The following is a 24786-nucleotide window of genomic DNA, read 5'->3' as shown; positions in this document are numbered from 1 at the left end:
TACTGACCTAACGGCCCGCAGGATAGACTAAGGGATCGTGAGCGAGCCCGAGCCGACAGGAGATGACGTGCCACAGGAACCCGGAGAGAGCCGTGCCGGTCAGGCCGGCGATGCCGGCGAGGCAGGCAGGGTCCGTGCGGACGTCCTCTACCGCGAGCGTCAGCGCGTCCCGATGTCCTGGTGGCTCATCGGCCTCGGGGTGACCACCCTGGTCGGGTTCCAGGGGCAGATGGGCCGCGAGTGGTACTGGGGCGTCGTGGTCGGCGCGGTCGTCCTCGCGGCGGTCGTGTGGGCGCTCCTGCACCTGTCCAGCAATGAGCTCGTCGTGGAGCGCGACGAGAGCGGCGAGACCTGGCTGCACGCCGGGGAGGCGTCGCTGCCGATGTCGGTGGTCAGCCGCAGCCTCCCGGTGCCGCCCAGTGCCCGCAGTGCGGCGATGGGCCGGCAGCTCGACCCCGCCGCCTTCCTCTACCACCGCCCCTGGATCCCCTCCATGGCGATGCTGGTCCTCGACGACCCGGACGACCCCACCCCCTACTGGCTGGTCTCCACCAACGAGCCCGAGCAGCTGCTCGACGCCCTCGGCACCCCCCGCGCCTGACCGGGCGACCCCCGCCCGGTCACTCGCAGTCGATGCAGACGAGGTTGCCCTTGCCGTCGTCCTCGGCGATCCGGGTGCGGTGCTGCACGAGGAAGCAGACCGAACAGGTGAACTCGTCGTCCTGACGGGGCACCACCGACCCGCTGAGCTCCTCGCCGGACAGGTCCGCCATCGGCACGTCGATCGGCTCGACGATGTCGCCGTCGTCGTTGTCGTCGACGGCGGGCTCCGCCTTCTCCGCGGCCTTCAGCCCCTCGAGGGAGTCGGTCTCGATCTCGTCCTCCGAGCGGGTGCGGGGGGAATCGTAGTCAGTCGCCATGATGATGCTCCTAGGGTCGTCCGTTATCCGACCGTCACCGGTTGCGGCGGTGGATAAGGCTGTGCTGTTTCTTGGCTGTTGCTGGTGTGCAGTCGTGCAGGTGTCGTCTCACGTGTCGGCGAGGTTGCGGTGCCCGTCGAGTCACCGGCTCAGCCTCACCCAACGACCGGGGTTTACCCTGCCGGCAACGACGTGTCGGCGACGGATATTCCCGACGTTTGACGCGCATAGTAAAGCAGCGGGGAACCATTGTCACGTTGCCTATCGGCACGACCGGTGGAGCACCACCCGAGAACGCCTACCGTGCCCCCGGAAAAGGGGGCCGTACGGCCGTCCGTGCCCCCGTCAGGGAACGTCCACGGGCGCCGGGAAGATGGTCGCCAGGACGCGTTCAGCGAGGTCGTCGACGATTCCGGGGACCGCGGCAAGAACACCCACCCCCTCGTCGTACCCCCGCTCCAGCGGGGGCATGTGCACCACCGCCCCCGCACGCGCGGCGATGAGGCTCCCGGCGGCATGGTCCCAGGGCCCCAGCCCGTGCTCGTAGTAGGCGTCCAACGCACCGTCCGCCACCGCACACAGGTCCAGGGCGGCCGAACCGATGCGCCGGATGTCCCGGATCTCCGGCAGCAGGTCGCCGAGCAACCCGGCCTGGGCGCGACGGCGCGAGGCGAGGTAGGAGAACCCCGTGCCGACCAGCGCCGACGACAGCGACGACAGTTCCGGTAACGCCGACCGCTCGCGGTCTGCCGTGCCTGCCGTGCCTGCCGTGCCTGCCGTGTCCGCCTCGTCGATGACCAGGTCGCCGCCGGTGCACGCCGAGTACACCCGCTTACGGGCGATGTCGGCGACGGCGCCGGCGACCGGGACCCCGTCGACACACGCCGCCATGCTGACCGCACTGGCGGGGATGCCGTAGACGAGGTTGACCGTGCCGTCGACAGGGTCCACGACCCACGTCACACGGTCCTGCGCCAGCACGCCACCGTCCTCCTCCCCCAGCACGGCGTCGTACGGTGCGAGCTCGCCGAGGCGCCGGCGGATCAGCCGTTCACTCGACCGGTCGATGGCCGTCACCGGGTCGACCTCGGAGGACTTCGTCGCCTCGACCCGGATGCGCCCGTCGCCCCCGGCACTGCGTGTCCGCGCCTCGGCCACGTGCAGCGCCGCCTCGGACGCCACCGTCACCGCGACCCGACGCAGCTCGTCCGGCGTGCGTCCTGCAAGTGCGCGGCCCGCCGAGGGCGGGGGGACGTCCGTGGTGGTCCGGTCCAGTCTGATCTGTTCACCCATGGGCCCCATCCTGCCAGCAGGCCCGCGGGGCTGGCGGTGCACCCACGGCGTCGGTTCGGCGCACTGTCCGGTGTCCGCGGCTGCGGTAGCATGGGTACCCATGACAGACACAGCCAGCAATGGGCAGGAGTCGACCGCATTCGGGGTCGACATCGGGGGCAGTGGCATCAAGGGCGCACTGGTGGACCTGGGCACCGGAGAGTTCATCGGCGACCGCATCCGCATCGACACTCCCCGGCCCGCCACCCCGGAGGCCGTGGCGGACACGGTCGCCGACCTGCTCGACGAGGCCGGCTGGACGGGGCCCGTCGGCGTGACCGTGCCCGCCGTGGTGCGCGGCCAGGTCGCCCGGACGGCCGCGAACATCGACCCCGCGTGGATCGGCACGGACTGCCAGGAGCTCTTCGGCGGCCGGCTGACGGTCGACGGCTCGCCGCGCGCGGTCAGCGTCCTTAACGACGCCGACGCCGCCGGCATCGCCGAGACCGCCTACGGCAGCTCGGCGGATGGTGAGGACGGGACCGTCCTGTTCCTGACCTTCGGCACCGGCATCGGTTCGGCGTTGATCTACAACGGCACCCTGTTCCCCAACTCCGAGCTCGGCCACCTGAACTTCCCGGCCATGGACGCCGAGAAGTGGGCGTCGTCGGCGGTGCGCGACAACGAGAAGCTCAGCTACAAGGAGTGGGCCCGCCGGGTCGACCGGGTGCTCCACGAGTACGTGCGCATCCTCAACCCGTCGCGGATCATCGTCGGCGGCGGTATCTCCAAGAAGCACCACAAGTGGGTTCCTGAACTCACCGTGGACGTGGACGTGGTGCCCGCCACCCTGCTCAACCGGGCCGGGATCGTCGGGGCCGCGTTGGCCGTGACCCACGGAATGCGGCCCTGAACGCTGAAATTCAGCCCAACTGGGTTATAATGGGGGGTCGATTGTGCTCCTGACAAAGGACCACGCACTGCAAGTCCCCTGACCCCGCAAGAAAGGTCTTTCGTGGCGGCCCACACCAGTTCCACCTCCGGTAGCGACACCGAGGGCACCGACGCTCCCGGAACCCCGGCATCGTCGGCCGGTCGAAGGGTGGCCAAGAAGACCACCGCGAAGAAGGCCGTCCGTACGGCCACCCGCAAAGCAGCGTCGCCGGTGACTCCGGCGGCACAGCCGGCACCGGCCGCGAGCCCTGCCGCTGACGCCTCCCCCGCGGCGTCCACCGCCGGCGTCAACGCAGCGTCCCCGCAGGCCACGTCCGCCGAAGATGCGCCGAAGAAGACCGCCGCGAAGAAGGCGGCCACCAAGACCGCCAAGAAGACCGCGGCGAAGAAGACGGCCGCGAAGAAGACGACCCGCAAGTCCACGCGCAAGGCGGCGACCAAGACGGCCGCCCCCGCGTCCGGCGCCAAGGGTGCGTCCGCCACCAAGGACGCCGACCCGGCGGCCGGGGACGCGACCCTCGACAAGACCGCCACCGACGGCGTCACCGAGGACTCCGACGACGAGGACATCGACGGCCTCCCCGGCGACATCGAGATCGACGAGGACGACGTTGACGATGTCGATGACGTCGACGACGTCGAAGAGGCCTCGGACGGCGACGAGGACGCCGCCTCCCCCGCGGTCGTCACCCCCGCCGGCGCGGTCACCGACGGTGACGACGACGAGGAGGACGACAAGCCCGAGGCCGGCAGCTTCGTCTGGGACGAGGACGAGTCCGCCGCACTGCGCCAGGCCCGCAAGGACGCCGAGCTCACCGCCTCCGCCGACTCCGTGCGCGCCTACCTCAAGCAGATCGGCAAGGTCGCGCTGCTCAACGCCGAGCAGGAGGTCTCCCTGGCCAAGCGCATCGAGGCCGGCCTGTACGCCCACCACAAGATGGACGAGCTCAAGGCGAGCGGCGAGAAGGTGTCGCCGATGCAGCGCCGCGACTTCCGCGAGATCGAGCGCGACGGCCGCAAGGCCAAGAACCACCTGCTCGAGGCCAACCTGCGACTCGTGGTCTCCCTGGCCAAGCGCTACACCGGACGTGGCATGGCGTTCCTGGACCTCATCCAGGAGGGCAACCTCGGCCTGATCCGCGCGGTGGAGAAGTTCGACTACACCAAGGGCTACAAGTTCTCCACGTACGCCACCTGGTGGATCCGTCAGGCCATCACCCGTGCGATGGCCGACCAGGCCCGCACCATCCGCATCCCGGTGCACATGGTGGAGGTCATCAACAAGCTCGGCCGCATCCAGCGCGAGCTGCTGCAGGACCTCGGCCGCGAGCCCACCCCGGACGAGCTGGCCCGCGAGATGGACATCACCGTGGACAAGGTGCTGGAGATCCAGCAGTACGCCCGCGAGCCGATCTCCCTGGACCAGACCATCGGCGACGAGGGCGACAGCCAGCTCGGCGACTTCATCGAGGACTCCGAGGCCGTCATCGCCGTCGACGCGGTCAGTTTCACCCTGCTGCAGGACCAGCTGCAGGACGTGCTGCACACGCTCTCCGAGCGCGAGGCCGGCGTGGTCAAGCTGCGCTTCGGGCTCACCGACGGCATGCCGCGCACCCTCGACGAGATCGGGCAGGTCTACGGGGTCACCCGTGAGCGCATCCGTCAGATCGAGTCGAAGACGATGTCGAAGCTGCGCCACCCGTCGCGCTCCCAGGTGCTGCGCGACTACCTCGACTAGTCCGGCCGCGGCTCGGTCCGGACCGGCCCCGACACCACAGAACCCCTCCCGCCGTTCACGCGGCCGGAGGGGTTCGGTGTCTGTCCCGTCGGTGTCTGTCCCGTCGGGGTCTCTAGTCCTCGCCCCTGTTCTCCATGCAGGCGCGCACCTCGTCGGCGTCGTTCGACGAGCAGTCCTGCAACGTCTGCGCCGTGCTGTTGGTCACCACGCCGGACAGGGCCACCGCCACGATCGCCACGACCACCGCCGCCATCGGGTAGCCGCGCCCCAGACGCGGGGAACGTACCGCCACGATCAGCGCGACCAGGGCGATGGCCAGGACGACCACGCTGATGATCAGCCCGAGCCACGGGAACAGCGCGGCCGGCAGCGCGAGCACCGCCAGCACGATCGCCACCAGGCCGAGCCTCCCCTGTACCCGGGGCTGCTCCCCCGCCCCGTCTCGTCCGGTCGGTCGTGCTGCTCCCGTATTCTTCGCCATGCGGTCCAGCCTATCGGACGCCCCCTCGCGTCCCCACGCTCACCAGTCGCGCAGGTAGGCGATCCGGTCGTGCAGCTGCTCGGCGGTGCACAGCGCCGTCGGCGGGCCGCCGCAGTTACGGCGCACCTCGTTGTGGATCGCACCGTGCGGACGCCCGGTACGCTGCGACTTCGCGCCGACGAGGGCGTTGAGCTTCTTCCTCAGGCCCGGCAGCTCCTCGCTGGCGACCTTCTTCGTCTCGGCCTCCCCCGACTCCCCGGCGGAGTCCTTGCCGGAGTCCTTGCCGGCGGCGGCCGTCTCGGCCGCCTGCCTGGCCGCCTTGTCCCGGTTGTCCAGCTGGGAGGACTGCCGGGCACGCAGCAGCGTCCTCATCTGCTCGGCGTCCAGCAGGCCGGGCAGGCCGAGGTACTCCTGCTCCTCTGCGGAGCCGGTCATCGTGGCGGTGCCGTAGGTGGAGCCGTCGAAGATGAGGCTCTCCAGCTCCGCCTCGGCACCGAGGGTCTCGTAGCCGCCGAGCTCGTCCGGCTCGGACTCCTCCTTGTTGGCCTGGGCGAGCAGCTCGTCGTCCCAGCCCTCGTTGGGCCGGTCGGGCTTGCCGAGCACGTGGTTGCGCTGGCGTTCCATGTTGGACGCCAGGTCGAGCAGCACCGGCACGCTCGGCAGGAACACGCTGGCGGACTCGCCGGGGCGCCGCGAACGCACGAAACGTCCGATCGCCTGGGCGAAGAACAGCGGGGTGGACGCCGAGGTGGCGTACACGCCCACCGCCAGGCGTGGCACGTCCACGCCCTCGGAGACCATGCGCACCGCGACCATCCACAGGTCGGTGGAGTCGGAGAACTCCTTGATCCGGTCACTGGAGCCCTGCTCGTCGGAGAGCACCACGGTGACCTTCGTGCCGGTGAGCTTCTCCAGCATCGCGGCATAGGCGCGCGCGGTGGTGGTGTCGGTGGCGATGACCAGGCCGCCGGCGTCCGGGATCGACTCGCGCAGCTGCATCAGGCGGGTGTGCGCGGAGCTGAGCACCGCGGGGATCCACTCGCCCTTCGGGTCCAGGGCCGTCTTCCAGGCGCGCGCGGTCTGCTCCGCGTTCAACGGGGTGCCCAGGCGAGCCTCGTACTCCTCACCGGCGCTGTCTCGCCACCGGGCCTGCCCGGAGTAGGCCAGGAAGACCACCGGACGCACCACGCCGTCGGCCAGCGCGTCGGAGTAGCCGTAGGTGTAGTCGGACTGGGAGACCAACGACCCGTCGACGTCCTTGTACTCCACGAAGGGGATCACCGAGTCATCGGAGCGGAAGGGCGTACCGGTCAGCGCCAGCCGGCGTTCGGCCTGCTCGTAGGCGAACCGCACGCCGTCGCCCCAGCTCTTCGCGTCACCGGCGTGGTGGATCTCGTCGAGGATGACCAGGGTCTTGCGCGCGGTGGCGACCTGGTAGTGCTTGGTGGGCTTCATGCCGACCTGGGCGTAGGTCACCGCCACCCCGTCGTGGGCGTTGTTGACCGCCGAGGAGTTGGTGAACTCGGCGTCGATGGAGATGCCCTGGCGCGCCGCGGCCTGAGACCACTGCGTCTTGAGGTGCTCGGTGGGCACCACGATCACCACGCGCTGCACCGTGCGCGCGTCGAGCAGCATCCGCGCGACCGTCAGCGCGAACGTGGTCTTGCCCGCGCCCGGGGTCGCGACGGCGAGGAAGTCCTGCGGGGCGGTGTCGATGTAACGTCGGAGTGCGGCCTGCTGCCAGGCACGGAGCGTGCCGTATGCGGTGGCCCCACTCACTTCTTGCGGAGTCCCTGGTAGATGCTCTCGCAGTCGGGGCAGACCGGCGAGCCGGGCTTTGCCTGCTTGGTCACCGGAAAGGTCTCGCCGCAGAGTGCGACGACCATGCGTCCGTTGATCGCGGAGTCGACGATCTTGTCCTTCTTCACGTAGTGGAAGAACTTCGGGGTGTCGTCCGAGGTCTGGTCATCGGTCCGGACGTCGGGCCGCTCAATCGTTGTCGTTCCAGGAGTAGTCACGTCACCATAATGCCCCGCCCCTGCCGTGTTTTCCAGCCGTGCCGGTCGCGTGGCAGGTCGGGTGGCCGCACCGTTGGTTGTGGTTCGCGACGACAGGACTACGGTTGTCCCCATGTCCAACCACTCTGCCCGTCGCCGTCGTGGGGACGACGTCTCGGTGATCACCGACGCCCGGCGGTCCCCGTTGGACGACTGGCGTCACCGCCGTCGGCTCTACGCGGGCCTGCAACTGTCGCGTATCCCGTTGCTGGGTGCGGCGGTCGGCGCCTACGCGTGGTTGCACAGTCCCGCCCTCGCCGCGGTGTTCGCGGTGATCTCGCTCCCGCTGCCGTGGGTGGCGGTGCTGCTGGCCAACGAGAAGAGCGACGACCGGGAGAAGGGCGAGCCGAAGGTGTACAAGCCGGCGCTGGCCCGGCAGTACCGTGCCGCGGCCGCCGGACCACAGCTGGACGGCCCGGCCCGTGAGGAACTCGAGGGCCCGGCGGCGACGGGGTACACGGTGATCGAAGCCGAACCTGAAGACACAGTAGATAAGGAACAGACAGAGGATCATGACCGTTGACGCACACTCCCCGGCCCTCCGGGATCTCGTCCTGGCCCTGACCACCCTGGACTACGGCACGCCCCTGCTGTTGTCCGCCCTGGGACGCGAAGGCTACGCGGAGGCACTGGCCGGCAACCCCGGCGGCGCGGTATGGCACCTCAACGAGCGCGACCAGCGTGAGGTCTGCGACGCCCGCGGCGTCCTGCTCACGCGCGCGTTCTTCCTGCGCGAGCCGGTGCCGCGCACCGCGCTGGCGGACGTCCTGGGCGCCGCGCTCGTCGACGCCCTCATCGACGCCGGGGCCCTGTTGGCGCAAGACGCTCAGGACACACAGCCCACTGTGCGCGCGCACGTCGACGTGCGGCCCGTCACCCACGACGTCCACGGTGCCCACGGCGCCGAGGTGCTCGTGGTGTCCGATCCGGACGCCTCGCTGGAGGAGTTCACCCCCGGCGACGACCACGTCCCCGGCGTCGGGCAGGCTCCGTTGACCCTGTTCAACCAGGTCCCGTCCGGGCCGGTGGACAGGCTGCTCGACCTGGGCACCGGTTCCGGTGTGCTGGCGCTGATGCTGGACGCGCGGCACACCGTGGCCACCGACGTCCACGACCGTGCGCTCGGTTTCGCCCGGGCGTCGCTGCGCTCGAGCACCGGCAGGGAGGTCGACTGGCGTTGCGGCAGCTGGTTCGAGCCGGTCGAGGGCGAGGAATTCGACCGGATCGTCTCCAACCCACCGTTCGTCGTCGGGCCGGCGCAGGACGGCCAGATCTACCGTGACTCCGGCCTCGGGCTGGACGACGCCACCCGCACCGTGGTGCAGGGGGCCGCGGCCCACCTCTCCCCCGGTGGCACCGCGCACCTGCTCGGCGCGTGGGCCACCTCCCTGTCGGAGTCCGCGGCCAGCCGCGTCGCCGGCTGGATCCCCGCCGAGGGCGTCCGCGCCTGGGTCGTCCAGCGCGACGAGGTCTCCCCCTCCGTCTACGTGCGCACCTGGACCGCCGACGCCTCCCTCGACCTGCGCTCGCCGCAGGGGCGCAGGCGGGTGGCCGACTGGTTGTCCTACCTCAAGGAGCACGACATCGCCCGGATCGGGATGGGCTACGTGCACCTGCAGCGTATCGACGGGCCCTCCGAGGTCACCTTCGAGGCGCTGGACTCCCCCGACCTCGGTTTCTTCGGCGACGAGGTCGCCGAGTACTTCCTGCGCGCGGGGTGGCTGGCCGAACAGGACGGCGACGACCTCCTGGACGCCCGCTACCAGGTGCGTCCGGGCCTGGCCCGGGAATCCGTGGAGCTCTCCCGCAGCGGTGCCCAGGCCGACGACGGGTTCACCGAACCGGGTTTCGTCCCCGAGGTCGTCCGTGTCACCCGCACCGACGGTCCCGGTTTCAGCCATGACATCGACGCCCCGCTGTCGGCCGTGCTGGCCGGGCTCACGCCGGACGGGCTGACCCTGCGCGACACCGCCGAACTGTACTGCGCCGTCAACGACCTCGACGAGGAGGCGTTCACCGGGGCCCTGACCCCGCTCGTCGTGGACCTGGTGCGACACGGCGTGGTGCTGCCCGCCGAGTTGGTCGAGGTGCAGCGGTGAAGGCGGTCGTCAGCACGGTGAAGGACGCCAGCGTCACCGTGGACGGCGAGGTCGTCGGCGCGGTCGACGGCAACCGCGACGGCGCCGGGCGCGGCGCGTTGCTCGCGCTCGTCGGCGCCGGACGCGAGGACGGCCCGGACGCCTGGCGCACCGTGGCGCGCAAGATCGCCGAGCTGCGGCTGCTCGTCCCCGCCGGACAAACAGAAGACGCAGAAGACGCCGGTGCGTCCGGTACCGTGCGGCGCGATGCCGGCGCGCAGGACAACGGCGCCGAGGTCCTGGTGGTCAGCCAGTTCACGCTGATGGGGAGCACCGCCAAGGGCCGCAGGCCGTCCTGGTCGGCGGCCGCGCCCGGGCCGGACGCGGAGACCGCGATCAACCTGATCGTCGAGGAGCTGCGCCGGCGCGGACTGCGGGTGGAGACCGGCCGGTTCGGCGCGATGATGGACGTGGCGTCGACGAACGACGGGCCGTACACCGTGATCGTCGAAGCGTCCTGAGGACGGGCGACCTCCCCGCCCCACCACCCCCGGATGAGGGGTCCCGGAAGTACTTTTACCCGCGTACTCACCTGCGGTTTCCTGCGATCACACCGCGATCGTAATCTGCCCGTGACCAAGGACACGTAGCCCCGGAACATTTCGACGCGATCGCCCGTTGGACTGTGCAGAGCTTCCGACACCTAACCCAGGAGGTCAACCAGATGGGCACCCGCACGACGAAGAACTCCGGCACACCGGAGGAGAACGACATCCTGGAGACCACCCGTGACACCGGGGACGCCCCGGCGGAGATCGACGAGATCGGGGACACCACCACGTCACACGCAGATACCACGCCCGGGGAGACCTCCGGCGAGGCGAGCACCGAAGCGACCGACGAGACGTCCACCGAGGATACGGCCGAGGACACCACCGAGGTCACGGAGGACAAGGGCCGTCGACGGGGCAACAACGAGAACCCCTCGGCCGACCTGGTCCGCGTCTACCTCAACGGCATCGGCAAGACCGCACTGCTCACCGCGGACGACGAGGTTGAGCTGTCCAAGCGGATCGAGGTCGGCCTCTACGCGGAGCACCTCCTGGAGAACGGTGACAAGCTGACCCGTGCCGCCAAGCGCGACATGAAGGTCCTGGCCCGTGAGGGTCGCGCCGCCCGCACGCACCTGCTGGAGGCCAACCTGCGTCTGGTGGTGTCGCTGGCCAAGCGCTACACCGGTCGCGGCATGCCGCTGCTGGACCTGATCCAGGAGGGCAACCTGGGGCTGATCCGCGCGATGGAGAAGTTCGACTACGCCAAGGGCTTCAAGTTCTCCACCTACGCGACCTGGTGGATCCGCCAGGCGATCACCCGCGGCATGGCCGACCAGTCGCGGACCATCCGACTGCCCGTGCACCTAGTCGAGCAGGTCAACAAGCTCTCCCGGATCAAGCGCGAGATGTACCAGCACCTGGGCCGTGAGGCCACGAACGAGGAGCTGGCCGACGAGTCCGGCATCGACGAGTCGAAGATCGAGATGCTGCTCAAGCAGTCCCGTGACCCGGTGAGCCTGGACATGCCCGTCGGCTCGGACGAGGAGGCGCCGCTGGGCGACTTCATCGAGGACTCCGAGGCCACCGACGCCGAGGCCGCCGTGGTCGCCTCGCTGCGCCACTCCGACGTGCGCGCTGTGCTCGACACCCTCGAGGAGCGCGAGCAGGACGTCATCAAACTGCGCTACGGCCTGGACGACGGGATGCCGCGCACCCTGGACCAGATCGGCCGCAGCTTCGGGCTGTCCCGCGAGCGCGTCCGCCAGATCGAGCGCGAGGTCATGACCAAGCTGCGCGAGGGCGACCGGGCCGCCCGACTGCGCGAGTACGCGGTCTAGAAGCGGCGGGCCGTACACCCGCCGGACCGCGCTCCCACCTGCCCGGTGAACCGTGTACGTTATAGGGCACCACTGTGTGAACAAACCCCTGAACGCGCCCGTCGTACTGCACGGTCGTGTTAGTCAGAGAAAGGCCATGGTCGAGTGAAGGACCTCGTCGATACCACCGAGATGTACCTCCGGACGATCTACGAACTGGAGGAGGAGGGCATTCCCCCGCTCCGCGCACGCATCGCCGAGCGTCTTGAGCAGTCCGGCCCGACCGTGAGCCAGACCGTGGCCCGCATGGAGCGCGACAACCTCCTGTGGATCGCGGACGACCGCTCCCTGAAGCTCACCGAGGAAGGCCGCGACCACGCGACCGCCGTGATGCGCAAGCACCGTCTCGCCGAGCGACTGCTGGTCGACGTCATCGGACTGCCCTGGGAGTCCGTCCACGACGAGGCCTGCCGCTGGGAGCACGTGATGGGTGACGAGGTCGAGAAGCGGCTGCTGGCCGTCCTCGACGACCACAGCACCTCCCCGTTCGGCAACCCGGTCCCCGGCCTGGAGAAGCTGGGCGAGGCGTCCATCGCCGACCCCGCCGACTCCCATCGCGCCTCGGACATCGACCTGAGCTCGCCGCGCAAGGCGACGATCGTCAGCTTCAACGAGATCGTCCAGGTCGAGCACAAGGTGATCGGCAAGCTGGGCCAGTACGACATCCGCCCGGGGACCTCGGTCACCATCCAGGACACCCCGGACGGTCTCACCCTGGAGAACCCGGAAGGTGCCAGCGTGGTCGTCCCCGAGGAGCTCGGGCACGCCATCCGTATCGTCCTCGAAGGGAACTAGTCGCTGATGGGACTCATTGACGGCGGGCACGTGCTCGTCACCGGCGGCGCCGGCTACGTCGGAAGCGTCTGCGCCACCGTGCTGGTCGAGCAGGGCTACCGGGTGACCGTCATCGACGATCTGTCAACCGGCAACCGTGAGGCCGTCCCCGCCGGGGCGACCTTCCTGGAGGGCGACGTCCTGGACCGCGCCCCGGAGGTCCTGGCCGACGACTGCGCGGCGGTCTTCCACTTCGCGGCGAAGTCCCTGGTGGGCGAGTCCGTGCAGGCCCCCGATATCTACTGGCACGGCAACGTGGTCACCTCGTTGAAGCTGCTGGACCTGATGCGGGACAACGGTGTCGACAACCTGGTCTTCTCCTCCACCGCCGCCTGCTACGGCGAACCCGCCTCGGTGCCGATCACCGAGGACATGCCCACCGCACCGACGAACCCCTACGGGGCGTCGAAGCTGTCGATCGACCAGATCATCACCTCCTACGCCGACGCCTACGGGCTGGGCGCGACGAGCCTGCGCTACTTCAACGTCGCCGGCGCGTACGGCTCCACCGGTGAGAACCGTGCCGTGGAGACCCACCTGATCCCCCTGGTCCTGCAGGTCGCCCTGGAGGCCCGGGAGCAGATCATGATCTTCGGCGACGACTGGCCCACCCCGGACGGCACCTGTGTCCGCGACTACATCCACATCAGGGACCTCGCGGACGCCCACCTGTTGGCCGCCCGGTCGAACACCTCCGGTGAGCACCGCATCTTCAACCTGGGTTCCGGCGACGGCTACAGCGTGCAGCAGGTCATCGACACCTGCCGCGAGGTCACCGGCCACCCGATCCCCGCGGTGACCGCACCTCGTCGTGCCGGTGATCCCGCGACCCTGATCGCCTCGTCCGCCCGCGCGGTGGACGCGTTGGGGTGGACCCCGACGCGCAGCGACCTGGGCACGATCGTCCGGGACGCCTGGGACTTCACCTCCCAGCTCGGCGATCGAGCGCACTTCGCACGGCGCTGACCGCCCTGCGGTCCACCAGCGACGCCAGCGTGCCCGCCCGGTCGGTGTCCTTCCCACCGGAGCGGGCGATCTGCGCGTCGATGTGTTCCATTCCCTGACCGACCACGCCGCCCACGAGTCTGGCGGCGGTCCCGTCTGCCACGCCCTCCCACAGCACCCCTGCCAGTGAGAGGGTCAGCAGGTCGTTGCGCAGCGCGCCCGCGTCGGTCGTCGGCTCCGGCGCCGGAGACGCCCCACCGTCGCTCCACATCTCCTCCGTGCAGCGCCGCGCCGCCCGGTGCCCCAGGGCGCCGTGGTTGCCGCACCACCCCAGGAAGGCGATGAGCAGCAACGCCCGGCCCCGGAGCGAACCCCGACCCAGGGTCGCGGCCTCCAACAGGATTCCGAGCACCACCCCCGACTGCCCTGCGGCGCCGAGGGCGACCAGCGTCGGGAACAACGACGCACTGGTGCAGAACTCGAACAACCGCTCAGCCGTTCCAGGGCGCTCCGCCAGCATCCGGCGCACCTCCCGGCGGGTGAGGGTGACCCGCTGGCGGCCCACCGGCATCCACCGGTCCACCGTCACGGCGATCTGCGCGACCGTCTCGCACACGTCCGCGGAGTTCCAGGGTCCCCCGTCCGACTTCGCGGCCGCTCCCGTCGTCCAGCTCGCCGGCAGGAGTGCCGCGAGGTCCTCGTCGTCCTCGGGATCGAGCTCCCGGTCCATCGACTCCGAGGTGCGCTGGGGGTCTCGCACCGTGGAGCACCCCGACGCCACGACGGGGCCCTCGGCGGGATCGTCCACGGTGCCCTCATGGACCACCGTCCACCCGCAGGCGGCGCCGGACGGTTCGACCTGACGCCACCGGGCGCCGGCGGTGATGCCGTCGGTGACGAACATGGCGTTGATCTTCACCGCGGCGTCGCCGAGGGTCAGCGCGGCACCGGCCAGCACATCCACCACGGCGCTGCGCAGTGGCCACGACCGTCGAGTGGTCACCACGACCATGGCGGAGGCCCCGGGAATGTCGTAGAGCGAGCGCGCCAGCGCCTCGGCGCCGGTCCGGGCCGCCCCCTCGACGAGGTCGGTGCGCACGACCGGGCCGAGGGACTCGAGCTGCTCACCGTGACTGCTCAGACCGACGAGCACGATGCTTTCGGTAGGCGTGAAGCCCAGCAGGGCGGGGACGGCGCCGATGAGTCCGCCGGGACCGCCGTCGATCACGACGGGGCCGTCCGTGGCGCCCGGGCGTGCGGGAATGTCGCGGGTTCTCGGGGTGTTGTGGTGTGTGGAAGTCATGGAGACATCCTCCACCGGAGGGCCGGTCACGACCCCTCCGTGCGACTGGTCCGACCAGGAGCGTGTGGATAAACCGGACCCTGTGGATATCCGCCGGGTCGACAGGCGCGACTGGTAGAGTAGATCCACTGCGTCGCACGTCAGTGAAGGGAGTACGCGCACATGTCCGACAGCAACCGTATGTACGAACTCGAGTACCCGGGCCCCTCGGCCCACTCCGTCGACGGTGAGGACGGACTCTCGATGGTCGTCGCGCTCCAGGGCTACGCCGATGCCGGTCGGGGCGTGCAACAGGCCAGCCAGCACCTGCTGCAGGCACTCGACCACGCCACCGTGGCAACCTTCAACGTCGACGAACTCATCGACTACCGCTCCCGGCGTCCCGGCGTCACCCTCGACAACGGGCGCGTCGTGGGCCGCGAGAGCCTGGCACTGACCCTGCACCGCATGGAGGACTCCGACGGTCGGCCGTTCATGCTCCTCTCCGGCCCCGAGCCGGACCTCCGCTGGGAGGCCTTCAGCCGGGCGGTGGCAGAACTCGCCGCACGTTCCGGTGTGGACCGGGTGGTGTCGATGTACGCCGCGCCGATGACGGTGCCGCACACCCGGCCGCTGATCGTCTCGGCGCACTCCTCCGACCCCTCGCTGACCGAAGGGCTGCACACCTGGGACTCGCGGATGATGGTCCCCGGGGCGGCGATGCTCGACGTGGAGCTGCTGCTGTCGCGCAAGGGACTGACCACCGTGGGGCTCACCGCGCACGTGCCCCACTACATCGCGGCCTCCGACTACCCGGAGGCGGCGTACGGTCTGCTGCACGCGCTGGAGTCCGTCAGCGACCTCAACCTCCCGCTGCGTGCCCTGGAAGCCGACATGGACACGGTCCGCCAGCAGCTCGCCGACCAGGTCGACGACTCCACGGAGATCGCGTCCGTGGTCGGGGCCCTGGAGCGCCAGTACGACGAGGAGCAGTCGCGCCTGCGTCAACGCGACGACCGCCGCCGTGGCCTCGACAACGCCGGTGACGACGGCGACGCAGGTCAGAACGCCCTGCTGGCACCCGGTCAGGAGGTGCCGTCCGGCGAAGAGATCAGCGCCGAGGTCGAGCGCTTCCTCGCCGGCACCACCGACGATTTCGACGGCGACGACACCGGCGACGGCGAAGACCCCGACGACTCCGACGACCCCGACTCCGACTCCGACAGGTAACTACCCAGGTGACGACCCCCGTATCCGACCCCACGCTCTCCGGACTCCTCCCCGATCTCGCCGAGGTTCCGGAGAGTCTCGTCGACGACGCCGTCCTCGAGTCCTTCCTCGCCTGGGCTCGCGACCGGGGGTTGAGCCCCTACCCCGCCCAGGAGGAGGCGGCGATGGCGCTGGCCTCCGGCGACAACGTCATCCTGGCGACACCGACCGGCTCGGGCAAGTCCCTCGTGGCGACCGCGGCACACTTCATCGCCCTGGCCCACGGGAAGCGCACCTTCTACACCGCGCCGATCAAGGCCCTGGTCAGTGAGAAGTTCTTCTCCCTGTGCGAGATCTTCGGCCCCGCCAACGTCGGCATGATGACCGGTGACGCCACCGTCAACGGCAAGGCACCGGTCATCTGCGCCACCGCCGAGGTCGTGGCGAACATCGCCCTGCGTGACGGTGCTGCGGCCGAGATCGACCAGGTGGTGATGGACGAGTTCCACTACTACTCCGAACCGGACCGCGGCTGGGCCTGGCAGGTCCCGCTGCTGAGCCTGCCCAAGGCACAGTTCCTGCTGATGAGCGCCACCCTGGGCGACACCGCCTGGCTGGAGAAGGACCTCACCCGCCGTACCGGACGGCCCACCACCCCGGTGACCGGCACCGTGCGCCCGGTGCCGCTGGACTTCGACTTCGTCTACACACCCGTCCACGAGACCCTCGAGGAGCTCGTCGACAAGGGCCGGGCGCCCGTCTACATCGTGCACTTCTCACAGCGTGAGGCCGTGGAACGCGCCCAGGCGCTGACGAGCATGAACTTCGTCGACAAGGAGCGCAAGGCCGCGATCGCCGAGGCGATCGGCGGCTTCCGGTTCACCTCCGCCTTCGGCAAGACGCTGTCCGGTCTGCTGCGCAAGGGCATCGGCATCCACCACGCCGGCATGCTGCCGAAGTACCGACGGCTCGTCGAGAAACTCGCCCAGCAGGGGCTGCTCACCGTGATCTCCGGGACCGACACACTGGGTGTGGGCATCAACGTGCCGATCCGCACGGTCCTGATGACCGGGCTGGCGAAGTACGACGGGATCAAGCACCGCATCCTGAAGTCCCGGGAGTTCCACCAGATCGCCGGACGAGCCGGACGCGCCGGCTACGACACCGAGGGCACGGTCATCGTCGAGGCCCCGGAACACGAGATCGAGAACTTCCGCCTCCGCGAGCGCGCCGGCTCGGACCCGAAGAAGCTGAAGAAGCTCCGCAAGAAGTCCGCCCCCGAGGGTCGGGCCACGTGGTCGAAGTCGACGTTCGAGCGTCTGACCACCGCCGAGCCGGAAGAACTCGTCAGCCAGTTCCAGATGTCGCACTCCATGCTGATCAACGTGATCGCCCGCGACCAGTGGACGTATGACGCGCTGAAGGGCCTGCTGCGCGACAACCACGACACGCGAGCGAAGCAGAACCGCGACATCCTGACCACCATCGACCTCTACCGGGGCCTGCTGCGCACCGACATCGTCGAGGAGTACGACGCCGACACCCCGTCCGGCAAGGACGCCAGGCTCACCCGCGAGTTGCAGCGTGACTTCGCGCTGAACCAGCCGCTGTCCCCTTTCGCCCTGGCGGCGTTCGACCTGCTGGACCCGGAGTCGGACAGCTACACCCTCGACGTGATCAGCACGGTCGAGGCGATCCTGGACAACCCGAACCAGATCCTGTCCGCCCAGCAGCGCGAAGCCCGCGGCCAGGAGATCGCGGCGCTGAAGGCCGAGGGCGTCGACTACACCGAACGCATGGCCCTCGTCGAGGACATCACCTGGCCGAAGCCGCTGGAGGAGGAACTCGAGCAGGCCTACGACATCTTCTGCGAGTCCAACCCGTGGGCGTCCGAGTTCGACCTCTCCCCGAAGTCGGTGGTCCGCGAGATGATCGAGAAGGCGATGACCTTCTCCGACCTCGTGGCGACCTACAACCTGGCGCGGTCGGAGGGAGTCGTGCTGCGGTACCTCACGGACGCCTGGCACACGCTGTCGCACACCGTACCCCCGGAGCACCGCAGCGAGGAGCTCGAGGACATCGTGGTGTGGTTGGGCGAGCTCATCCGCCAGGTGGACTCCTCCCTGGTCGACGAGTGGTCGGCGATGGCCGACCCGGACGCCCCGGCGACCGAGGAACAGGTCGCCGAGCACGCCTTCGGCGTCGACGACCCCTCCCTGCTCAGCTCCAACCCCCGCGCGCTGCGGCGCATGGTGCGCAACCACTTCTTCCGCCACGTGGAGCTCTTCGCCTTCGAGAAGGAGGGCCAGCTGGCGGAGATGGACGACTACCTCACCGCCGCCCCCGACTGGCCGGCGGAGCTGGACGCGTACTTCGACGAGTACTCCGACATCGGCGTCGACGCCGCCGCCCGCTCACCCGAACTCATCCTGGTCAAGGAAGAGGGACGGCACTGGACGGTGCGGCAGATCCTGGACGATCCGGAGGGCGACCACGGGTGGGCCTTCGAGGGTGTGGTGGACCTCGACGCCTCCGACGAGGCCGGTGACGTGCGGCTCAGCGAGTTGCGCGTGGTCCGCGGCTAGCTTCTGGGTCCCAGGTTCGACTCCAGCACCTCACGGTTGCGGGCCAGCGCCGACTCGTAGGCCGACGCAACGACCGCCCCGATGGCGTGGAAGGCATCGGCACGGTTGGAGCTGGTGCGGTGGCTCAACGTCACCGTGCGTCCGGCGGTGGCCGCGCCTCCCTCGAAGGTGGCCAAGGTTAATCCGGGCCGGTCGCACTCTGCGGACACCGCGCTCAACGGAACCAGGGTCGATCCCAGGCCACCGATCACGCACTGCACCACCGTGGACAGGCTTGCCGCCCTGGTCACCGAGTGCGCCGGGTCGACCGTCAACGACACCGAGCGGCACAGGTCCAGGACCTGGTCGCGCAGGCAGTGGCCGTCGTCCAGCAGCAGGAAGTCCAGGTCCTGGAGGTCGTCGAGCGAGAGGTCGCGCCGCCCGGCGAGCGGGTGTCCCTCGGGCAGGACAACCACGAACTCCTCGCGGTACAGCTCGATCTGTTCGACTCCCGCACCGGAGACCGGCGACGCCACGACGACGGCGTCCAGTCCCCCGTTCTTCAGCGAGTCGATCAGGTTGGTCGTCTTGTCCTCGACGATCTTCGGTTCCAGATCCGGTGCCGTCGTCGGCAAGGACCGGAGGAACGCCGGCAGGACGAACGGGGCGATCGTGGGGATCATGCCCAGCGACATCGAGCCCGACAGCCCGCCCTGGGCCCCGCGCGCGTGGCCGGTGAAGCTGTCCATGCTGTCCAGCGTGGCTTGGGCGAACGGCAGCAGCTCGCGTCCGATCTCCGTGACGATGACCCGCCGGGTCGAGCGCTCGATGAGCTGGACACCCAGGCCGCTCTCGAGTGCCGCGAGCCCCTGCGACAGCGACGGCTGGGAGATCCCCAACTGTTGGGCGGCGACGCCGAAGTGTCCGTGCTCGGCAACGGTGGCGAAGGTCCTGAGTTGAGCGATCGTCGGCCGGTAATCCTTATTGACCATGCCTATGACTCTACATCACGATCCTTGCAGGACCCTATCTACGAGCGACCATAAGGCCTCCCTATCAAGCTCTCCCAATAAATCAGTTATACCTTTGCATCAGTTCTGATTTCATGGCATAATCGTTGTTGCTCAAGACGAAGCACGAGCGTCATATTTTCACGAAACCAGGAGGCATTCACCGTGTCCATTCTCACCGTCGGCGACCAGTTCCCCGAGTTCAACCTCACCGCCCTCAAGGGCGGGGACCTGCACGAGGCCAACGCCCAGCAGCCGGACGACTACTTCGAGGACGTGAACCTCGGCAAGTACCAGGGCAAGTGGAAGGTCGTCTTCTTCTACCCGAAGGACTTCACCTTCGTCTGCCCCACCGAGATCGCTGCATTCGGCAAGCTCGATGAGGAGTTCCAGGACCGCGACACCCAGATCCTCGGTGGCTCCACGGACAACGAGTTCGCGCACTTCAACTGGCGCGCGACCCACCCGGAGCTCAAGGGTGTCCCCTTCCCGATGTTCGCTGACGTCCGCCACGACCTGATCCGCGCCCTGGGCGTGGAGAACGCCGGCGGCGTGGCCGACCGCGCGACCTACATCGTCGACCCGGACAACGTGATCCAGTTCGTCTCCGTCACCCCGGACGCCGTCGGCCGCAACGTCGACGAGGTCCTGCGTGTGCTCGACGCCCTGCAGTCCGAGGAGGTCTGCGCCTGCAACTGGCAGGCCAACGACCCGACCAAGAACATCAACAAGATGGACGTCGTCCAGGAGGCGCTGAACTAATATGTCGATCGACAACCTGAAGTCGGGTCTCCCCGACTACGCCAAGGACCTGAAGCTCAACCTCAGCTCCCTCGCCCGCTCGACCGAGCTCACCGAGCAGCAGCTCTGGGGCACCTTCGTTGCCGCGGCCGCCGCGTCGCGCAACGACCAGGTTCTCTCCGAGATCTCCGACGAGGCCAAGGCGCACCTCTCCGACGAGGCGTACGACGCCGCGCTGGCCGCCGCCTCGATCATGGCGATGAACAACGTCGCCTACCGCGCCCGTGGCTGGCTCGGTGACGACTACGCCCAGGTCCGGATGGGCCTGCGGATGAACGTCATCAGCAAGCCGGGCATCGAGAAGGTCGACTTCGAGCTCTTCTCCCTCGCCGTGTCCACCATCAACGGATGTGACCACTGCACCATCGCTCACGAGAAGACCGTGCGCGACGAGGGACTGACCAAGGAGCAGGTCTTCGAGGCGGTCAAGGTCGCCGCCGTCGTCCAGGGCGTCGCCCAGGCGATCGAGATCGAGGACGCACGCTAGGACGCATCAGTCCGCCTGCGGATCCTCCGCTCTGCCGCGGCCCCGCCCCCTGGTGACAGGGGGCGGGGCCGCAGTCATGTCAGTGGTAGGATCACCGGGTGGTTTCCGAGGACAAGAACGCAAGTGGCACCCCACGTTCGGGCAGGAAGCGCGGACGCGGTAAGGGACGGGGACGAGGGTCGGGACGAGGTTCCGGCCGTCCCCCGCGCCAGACCCCACGGGCGAACCTGACGCAGAACCTCAACTTCCCGGAGTCCCTGCCCGTCTCCACGCGCCGCGACGAGATCATGGAGGCCGTGCGCGACAACCAGGTCGTGATCGTCGCCGGTGAGACCGGTTCCGGCAAGACGACCCAGCTGCCGAAGATGTGCCTGGAGCTCGGCCGGGGCGAGACCCGTCGAATCGGTCACACCCAGCCGCGACGTATCGCCGCGCGCAGTGTCGCCGACCGTATCGCCGACGAGTTGGGTGAGAAGGTCGGCGAACCCGGTAGCCGTGTGGGCTACAAGATCCGGTTCGACGACCACGTCAACGACTCCACCGCGGTGAAGTTGATGACCGACGGTATCCTGCTCGCCGAGATCCAACGCGACCGGATGCTGCGCGCCTACGACACGATCATCGTGGACGAGGCGCACGAGCGCAGCCTCAACATCGACTTCCTGCTCGGTTACCTGCGCGAGATCCTCCCGAAGCGACCCGACCTCAAGGTCATCATCACCTCGGCGACGATCGACCCGGAGTCCTTCGCCCGCCACTTCGCCGACGCCGACGGCAACCCTGCCCCGGTCATCGAGGTGTCCGGACGCACCTTCCCCGTCGAAGTGCGCTACCGCCCGCTCACCCGTACCGAGGACCGCACCGAGTCCGGCGGTGGGGTGCGTGAGATCGAGACGGACCCGTTGGACGGTCTTCTCGACGCCGCCCGCGAACTCATCGCCGAGGGGCCCGGCGACATCCTCTGCTTCTTCTCCGGGGAGCGGGAGATCCGCGACGCCGCGGACGCGCTGTCGGACCAGCAGTGGCGCGGGGTCGACGTCCTGCCCCTGTACGGACGTCTCTCCTCTGCAGAACAGCACCGGGTCTTCAGTACCGGGTCACGGCGTCGGATCGTCCTCGCCACGAACATCGCCGAGACGTCGCTGACGGTGCCGGGGATCAAGTACGTGATCGACACCGGCTACGCCCGGATCTCGCGTTACTCGCACCGCACGAAGGTGCAGCGCCTGCCCGTCGAGGAGATCAGCCAGGCGTCGGCGAAACAGCGATCGGGCCGTTGCGGACGTACCTCCGACGGCATCGCCGTGCGCCTGTACTCCGAGGAGAACTTCGAGGCACGGCCCGAGTTCACCGACCCGGAGATCCTGCGTACCCACCTCGCCAGCGTGATCCTGTCGATGACCGCCCTGGACCTCGGCGACATCCGGGAGTTCCCCTTCCTCCAGCCTCCGGACTCCAAGTCGGTGCGCGACGGCGTCCAGCTGTTGCGCGAACTCGGCGCACTGGCCAACGAGCCCAAGGAGAAGGACAAAGAGAAGGAGAAGGGCAAGGACGGCGGCCCGACTCTCACCGACATCGGGCGCGACATGGCGCGCATCCCCACCGATCCCCGTCTGGCGCGCATGTTGTCGGCCGCCCACGCCAACGGCGTTCTGGAACAGGTCGCCGTCATCGTGGCGGCACTGAGCATCCAGGACGTCCGCGAACGTCCTGCCGAGCACCAGGCCCGCGCCGACCAGCTCCACGCCCGGTTCGCCGCGAACTCCGACTTCATCTCGGTGCTGAAGCTCTGGAACTACCTCCAGGCCCAGCGCCGGGAGCTCTCCGGCAACAAGTTCCGCCGGCTCTGCCGCGACGAGTTCATCCACTACGTCCGCGTCCTGGAGTGGATGGATCTGGTCCGTCAGCTGCTCACGGTCATCCAGGAGCTGCGGTGGAAGATCCCCAACGTGCGCCACTTCCGTGAGCTGACCTTCGACCTCGGCGACCAGGACGCCGAGACGGCCACGAGTGGTCTCGGGAAGCGCGAGGCGACGTCCGTCGACGAGACCGAGGTCCACAAGTCGCTGCTGACGGGTCTGCTGACCAACGTCGGTATGCGCCAGGGCAACTCCCGCCAGTTCACCGGCACCCGCAACACCACATTCGTGATCCACCCGTCCTCGCATCTGTCGAAGAAACCGCCGCAGTGGGTCATGGCCGCTGAACTGGTGGAGACCTCCCAGGTGTTCGCCCGCACGGTCGCCCCGGTCGTCCCCGAGTGGCTCGAGGAGGTCGCCCCACACCTGATGCGCTACTCCTACGCGGAGCCGTTCTGGTCCAGCAAGCAGGGTGCGGCTCTGGCCATCGAGAAGGCGTCGATGCTCGGCCTGCCGGTCATCGCCGACCGCCGGGTCAACCTGTCGAAGACCGATCCGGAGGCAGCGCGCGACATGTTCATCCGCCACGCGCTCGTGGAGGGAGACTGGCGCAGCAACCACCGCTTCTTCCGCCACAACAGTGAGCTGCTGGACGAGGTCGGGCAGCTCGAGGACAAGGCACGACGCCGGGACATCGTCGTCGACGACGACACCCTCTACAGCTTCTACGATGCCCGCCTCCCGTCCTCGGTGGTGTCGGCCGCCCACTTCGACTCCTGGTGGAAGAAGGCCCGGCAAAACGACCCACACCTGCTCGACATGACCCCGGAGGCGCTCATCGGCTCCGACGGTGCCGCGGCAGAGGCCCGGGAGTTCCCGGACACGTGGCGCCAGGGGGCGATGCAGTTCGACCTCACGTACGTCTTCAGTCCCGGCGATCCAGCCGACGGCATCACGATGCGCATCCCGTTACCGTTGCTCGCCGGTGTCACCGACACCGACACCCGGTGGCTGGTGTCAGGCATGCGCGAGGAACTGTGCATCGCACTGATCCGCACGCTCCCCAAGCCGTTACGCACCTCGGTCGTGCCGGCCGGGCAGTTCGCCCGGGCCGCGCTGGAGCGCATGACCCCCTATGACGGCCCCGTCGACCAGGCGTTGGCTGATGCGTTGCGCTCGCTCGGCGGCACGGGGATCAGCCCCTCCGACTTCGACTGGGACCGGGTCCCGGGCCACCTGCGGATGACCTATGCCGCGGTGGACCGTCGGGGCAAGGTCATCGCGACCTCGAAGGACCTCGGTGAACTGCAGGACGACCTGGCCGGCGAGATCACCCAGTCCATCGCCTCCGCCACGGCACGCTCCTCCCGCGGGTCGAACGGCGCGTCCGGGGGCGCCGCCCCCACCCCGCAGGACTCCGCCTCCCATGGCCCGACGAAGAAGAAGGGCCGGGGACGACGCGGCGGAAACGGTGCAGGGGGTACCGGTGGTGTGCTCGCCCGTTCCGCGAGCTGGAGCAGCGACGGCATCGGGGTCATCCCCGAGTCCGTCGAGACCGTGGTGGACGGCCAGACCACGTCGGCCTACCCCGCGCTGGTCTCGGCGGGCAAGGACGGCGTCGTGCTGAAGGCCTTCCCCACCCCGCAGGCGGCGGCGGGCCAGCAGTTCTCCACGGTCCTGGAGATGATGGTGGCGGCCTGCCAGGTCTCCACGAAGCAGATGGTCAAGGGACTGCAGTTGCGCCAGCGTGTGGCGGTGGATACCTATCCGCACGGCGGCGCGGACGCTCTGGTGGACGACTGCCGGGTACTGGCCTGTCGAAACCTGCTCGAACAGTACGGTCCGGTGATCCGCGATCCGGAACGGTGCGCCGAGGCGGTCAGCGCCGCGAGGGACCGCGGCCCGGGACTGGTCCGCCAGATCTTCGTGGCGATCACCCCGGCGGTCCTTGCCGTGGCGGACATGTCGCAGGAGCTCTCGGCGTGGGACGGGGCTGCCATCGAGGACATGAAGGCGCAGCTGGAGTTCTTCCTCGGACCCCACCAGGTGGCCAAGAACGGCGTGGAACATCTTCGTCACGTACCCCGGTACGTTGCAGCGATGCAGTCGCGCCTGGAGATGATGGAGTCTGACCCGGACCGGGAGGAGGACCTCGACGACCAGGTCAGGGAGTGCCTCGAGGCGGTCGAGGAGGCCCGGCGCCGCCTGCCGGCGATTCGGGCGGCCTCGTCGCAGTTCAAGGATGTCCTCTGGCTGGTCGAGGAGTTCCGGGTGTCGCTGTACGCCCAGAACCTGGGTACGTCGCGTCCGGCGAGTGTCGCCCGGGTGCGTAAGGCACTGGCGAAGATCAGGTAGCCCCGGGGGA

21 protein-coding genes are annotated in these 24786 nt (G+C 69.1%); 14 read left to right on the top strand and 7 right to left on the bottom strand.

Annotated features, from left to right (window positions below; genetic code table 11):
- The first annotated feature begins 37 nt into the window (after positions 1 to 37).
- Entirely contained in the window at positions 38 to 601 is a 564-nt protein-coding gene (locus ACT3UN_RS01310) for a DUF3093 domain-containing protein (RefSeq protein ID WP_441579477.1), read from the top strand.
- A 19-nt stretch (positions 602 to 620) separates the two neighbouring features.
- Here the strand turns inward: ACT3UN_RS01310 and ACT3UN_RS01305 are convergent, their stop codons facing one another.
- Both ACT3UN_RS01305 and ACT3UN_RS01300 read right to left on the bottom strand, forming a co-directional pair.
- Positions 621 to 920, bottom strand: coding sequence for a DUF4193 domain-containing protein (locus ACT3UN_RS01305; protein WP_301443956.1), 300 nt, complete (start codon positions 918 to 920; stop codon positions 621 to 623).
- 345 nt (positions 921 to 1265) lie between these two features.
- Positions 1266 to 2213 carry an inositol monophosphatase family protein gene (locus tag ACT3UN_RS01300; protein ID WP_441582076.1) on the bottom strand — a complete coding sequence of 316 codons (948 nt, stop codon included), beginning with the start codon at positions 2211 to 2213 and terminating at the stop codon, positions 1266 to 1268.
- A 100-nt stretch (positions 2214 to 2313) separates the two neighbouring features.
- Between ACT3UN_RS01300 and ppgK the strand changes: the two genes are divergently transcribed.
- Positions 2314 to 3105 (top strand): polyphosphate--glucose phosphotransferase, encoded by a 792-nt coding sequence (ppgK, locus tag ACT3UN_RS01295; RefSeq protein ID WP_301443954.1) that lies wholly within the window; start codon positions 2314 to 2316, stop codon positions 3103 to 3105.
- A 102-nt stretch (positions 3106 to 3207) separates the two neighbouring features.
- Positions 3208 to 4884, top strand: a complete 1677-nt coding sequence (locus tag ACT3UN_RS01290; RefSeq protein ID WP_444655834.1) for an RNA polymerase sigma factor — start codon at positions 3208 to 3210, stop codon at positions 4882 to 4884.
- A 112-nt stretch (positions 4885 to 4996) separates the two neighbouring features.
- Here ACT3UN_RS01290 and ACT3UN_RS01285 read toward each other — a convergent pair whose 3' ends face one another.
- From ACT3UN_RS01285 to ACT3UN_RS01275, 3 genes are read right to left on the bottom strand one after another with little or no spacing between them, the layout of a single operon-like run.
- The gene (locus tag ACT3UN_RS01285; RefSeq protein ID WP_301443510.1) at positions 4997 to 5365 is read right to left on the bottom strand and encodes a hypothetical protein; all 369 of its coding nucleotides are present in this window, start codon (positions 5363 to 5365) and stop codon (positions 4997 to 4999) included.
- Positions 5366 to 5404: 39 nt separating this feature from the next.
- On the bottom strand, positions 5405 to 7144 hold the full coding sequence (locus tag ACT3UN_RS01280) for a DEAD/DEAH box helicase (RefSeq protein WP_441579507.1): 1740 nt from the start codon (positions 7142 to 7144) through the stop codon (positions 5405 to 5407).
- On the bottom strand, positions 7141 to 7383 hold the full coding sequence (locus ACT3UN_RS01275; protein ID WP_301443508.1) for a DUF3039 domain-containing protein: 243 nt from the start codon (positions 7381 to 7383) through the stop codon (positions 7141 to 7143). Before ACT3UN_RS01275 ends, ACT3UN_RS01280 begins: the two co-directional genes overlap by 4 nt.
- A gap of 112 nt (positions 7384 to 7495) precedes the next feature.
- Between ACT3UN_RS01275 and ACT3UN_RS01270 the strand changes: the two genes are divergently transcribed.
- The 6 genes from ACT3UN_RS01270 to galE all read left to right on the top strand — a co-directional run bounded on the left by ACT3UN_RS01270 (position 7496) and on the right by galE (position 13230).
- Positions 7496 to 7945: a DUF3099 domain-containing protein gene (locus tag ACT3UN_RS01270; protein ID WP_444655832.1), complete on the top strand. Its 450-nt coding sequence runs from the start codon at positions 7496 to 7498 to the stop codon at positions 7943 to 7945.
- Positions 7935 to 9521, top strand: a complete 1587-nt coding sequence (locus ACT3UN_RS01265) for a DUF7782 domain-containing protein (protein ID WP_444655830.1) — start codon at positions 7935 to 7937, stop codon at positions 9519 to 9521. The genes ACT3UN_RS01270 and ACT3UN_RS01265 overlap by 11 nt, the downstream gene beginning before the upstream one ends.
- Complete coding sequence (locus ACT3UN_RS01260) at positions 9518 to 10021, top strand: D-aminoacyl-tRNA deacylase (protein ID WP_301443505.1); 504 nt, start codon at positions 9518 to 9520, stop codon at positions 10019 to 10021. Before ACT3UN_RS01265 ends, ACT3UN_RS01260 begins: the two co-directional genes overlap by 4 nt.
- A 203-nt stretch (positions 10022 to 10224) precedes the next feature.
- Complete coding sequence (locus ACT3UN_RS01255) at positions 10225 to 11391, top strand: sigma-70 family RNA polymerase sigma factor (RefSeq protein ID WP_441579510.1); 1167 nt, start codon at positions 10225 to 10227, stop codon at positions 11389 to 11391.
- Positions 11392 to 11535: 144 nt separating this feature from the next.
- Positions 11536 to 12225, top strand: a complete 690-nt coding sequence (locus ACT3UN_RS01250) for a metal-dependent transcriptional regulator (protein WP_301442375.1) — start codon at positions 11536 to 11538, stop codon at positions 12223 to 12225.
- A gap of 6 nt (positions 12226 to 12231) precedes the next feature.
- Positions 12232 to 13230, top strand: a complete 999-nt coding sequence (galE, locus tag ACT3UN_RS01245; RefSeq protein ID WP_301442374.1) for a UDP-glucose 4-epimerase GalE — start codon at positions 12232 to 12234, stop codon at positions 13228 to 13230.
- Here the strand turns inward: galE and ACT3UN_RS01240 are convergent.
- Positions 13187 to 14512, bottom strand: a complete 1326-nt coding sequence (locus tag ACT3UN_RS01240) for a DUF4192 domain-containing protein (protein ID WP_444655828.1) — start codon at positions 14510 to 14512, stop codon at positions 13187 to 13189. The genes galE and ACT3UN_RS01240 overlap by 44 nt on opposite strands.
- Before the next feature lie 162 nt (positions 14513 to 14674).
- Between ACT3UN_RS01240 and ACT3UN_RS01235 the strand changes: the two genes are divergently transcribed.
- Positions 14675 to 15721 carry a PAC2 family protein gene (locus tag ACT3UN_RS01235; protein ID WP_444655826.1) on the top strand — a complete coding sequence of 349 codons (1047 nt, stop codon included), beginning with the start codon at positions 14675 to 14677 and terminating at the stop codon, positions 15719 to 15721.
- An 8-nt stretch (positions 15722 to 15729) separates the two neighbouring features.
- The gene (locus ACT3UN_RS01230; protein WP_444655825.1) at positions 15730 to 18285 is read left to right on the top strand and encodes a DEAD/DEAH box helicase; all 2556 of its coding nucleotides are present in this window, start codon (positions 15730 to 15732) and stop codon (positions 18283 to 18285) included.
- Here the strand turns inward: ACT3UN_RS01230 and ACT3UN_RS01225 are convergent.
- Positions 18282 to 19256, bottom strand: a complete 975-nt coding sequence (locus ACT3UN_RS01225) for a hydrogen peroxide-inducible genes activator (protein WP_301442370.1) — start codon at positions 19254 to 19256, stop codon at positions 18282 to 18284. The two genes, ACT3UN_RS01230 and ACT3UN_RS01225, sit on opposite strands and share 4 nt — an antisense overlap.
- 183 nt (positions 19257 to 19439) lie before the next feature.
- On the opposite strand from ACT3UN_RS01225, the gene ACT3UN_RS01220 reads away from it, so the two are divergent.
- The 3 genes from ACT3UN_RS01220 (at position 19440) to hrpA (ending at position 24776) form a co-directional block, all read left to right on the top strand.
- A complete protein-coding gene (locus ACT3UN_RS01220; RefSeq protein ID WP_301442369.1) occupies positions 19440 to 20036 on the top strand; it encodes a peroxiredoxin in 597 nt (198 codons plus the stop codon).
- Position 20037: 1 nt separating this feature from the next.
- Positions 20038 to 20562, top strand: coding sequence for a carboxymuconolactone decarboxylase family protein (locus ACT3UN_RS01215; RefSeq protein WP_301442368.1), 525 nt, complete (start codon positions 20038 to 20040; stop codon positions 20560 to 20562).
- Between the two features lie 98 nt (positions 20563 to 20660).
- A complete protein-coding gene (gene hrpA / locus ACT3UN_RS01210; RefSeq protein WP_301442367.1) occupies positions 20661 to 24776 on the top strand; it encodes an ATP-dependent RNA helicase HrpA in 4116 nt (1371 codons plus the stop codon).
- Positions 24777 to 24786: the final 10 nt, after the last annotated feature.

This window comes from Corynebacterium sp. AOP12-C2-36, from assembly GCF_052379185.1.
Classification (GTDB): Bacteria; Actinomycetota; Actinomycetes; order Mycobacteriales; family Mycobacteriaceae; genus Corynebacterium.
This window is presented reverse-complemented; position numbering and strand designations above follow the sequence as displayed.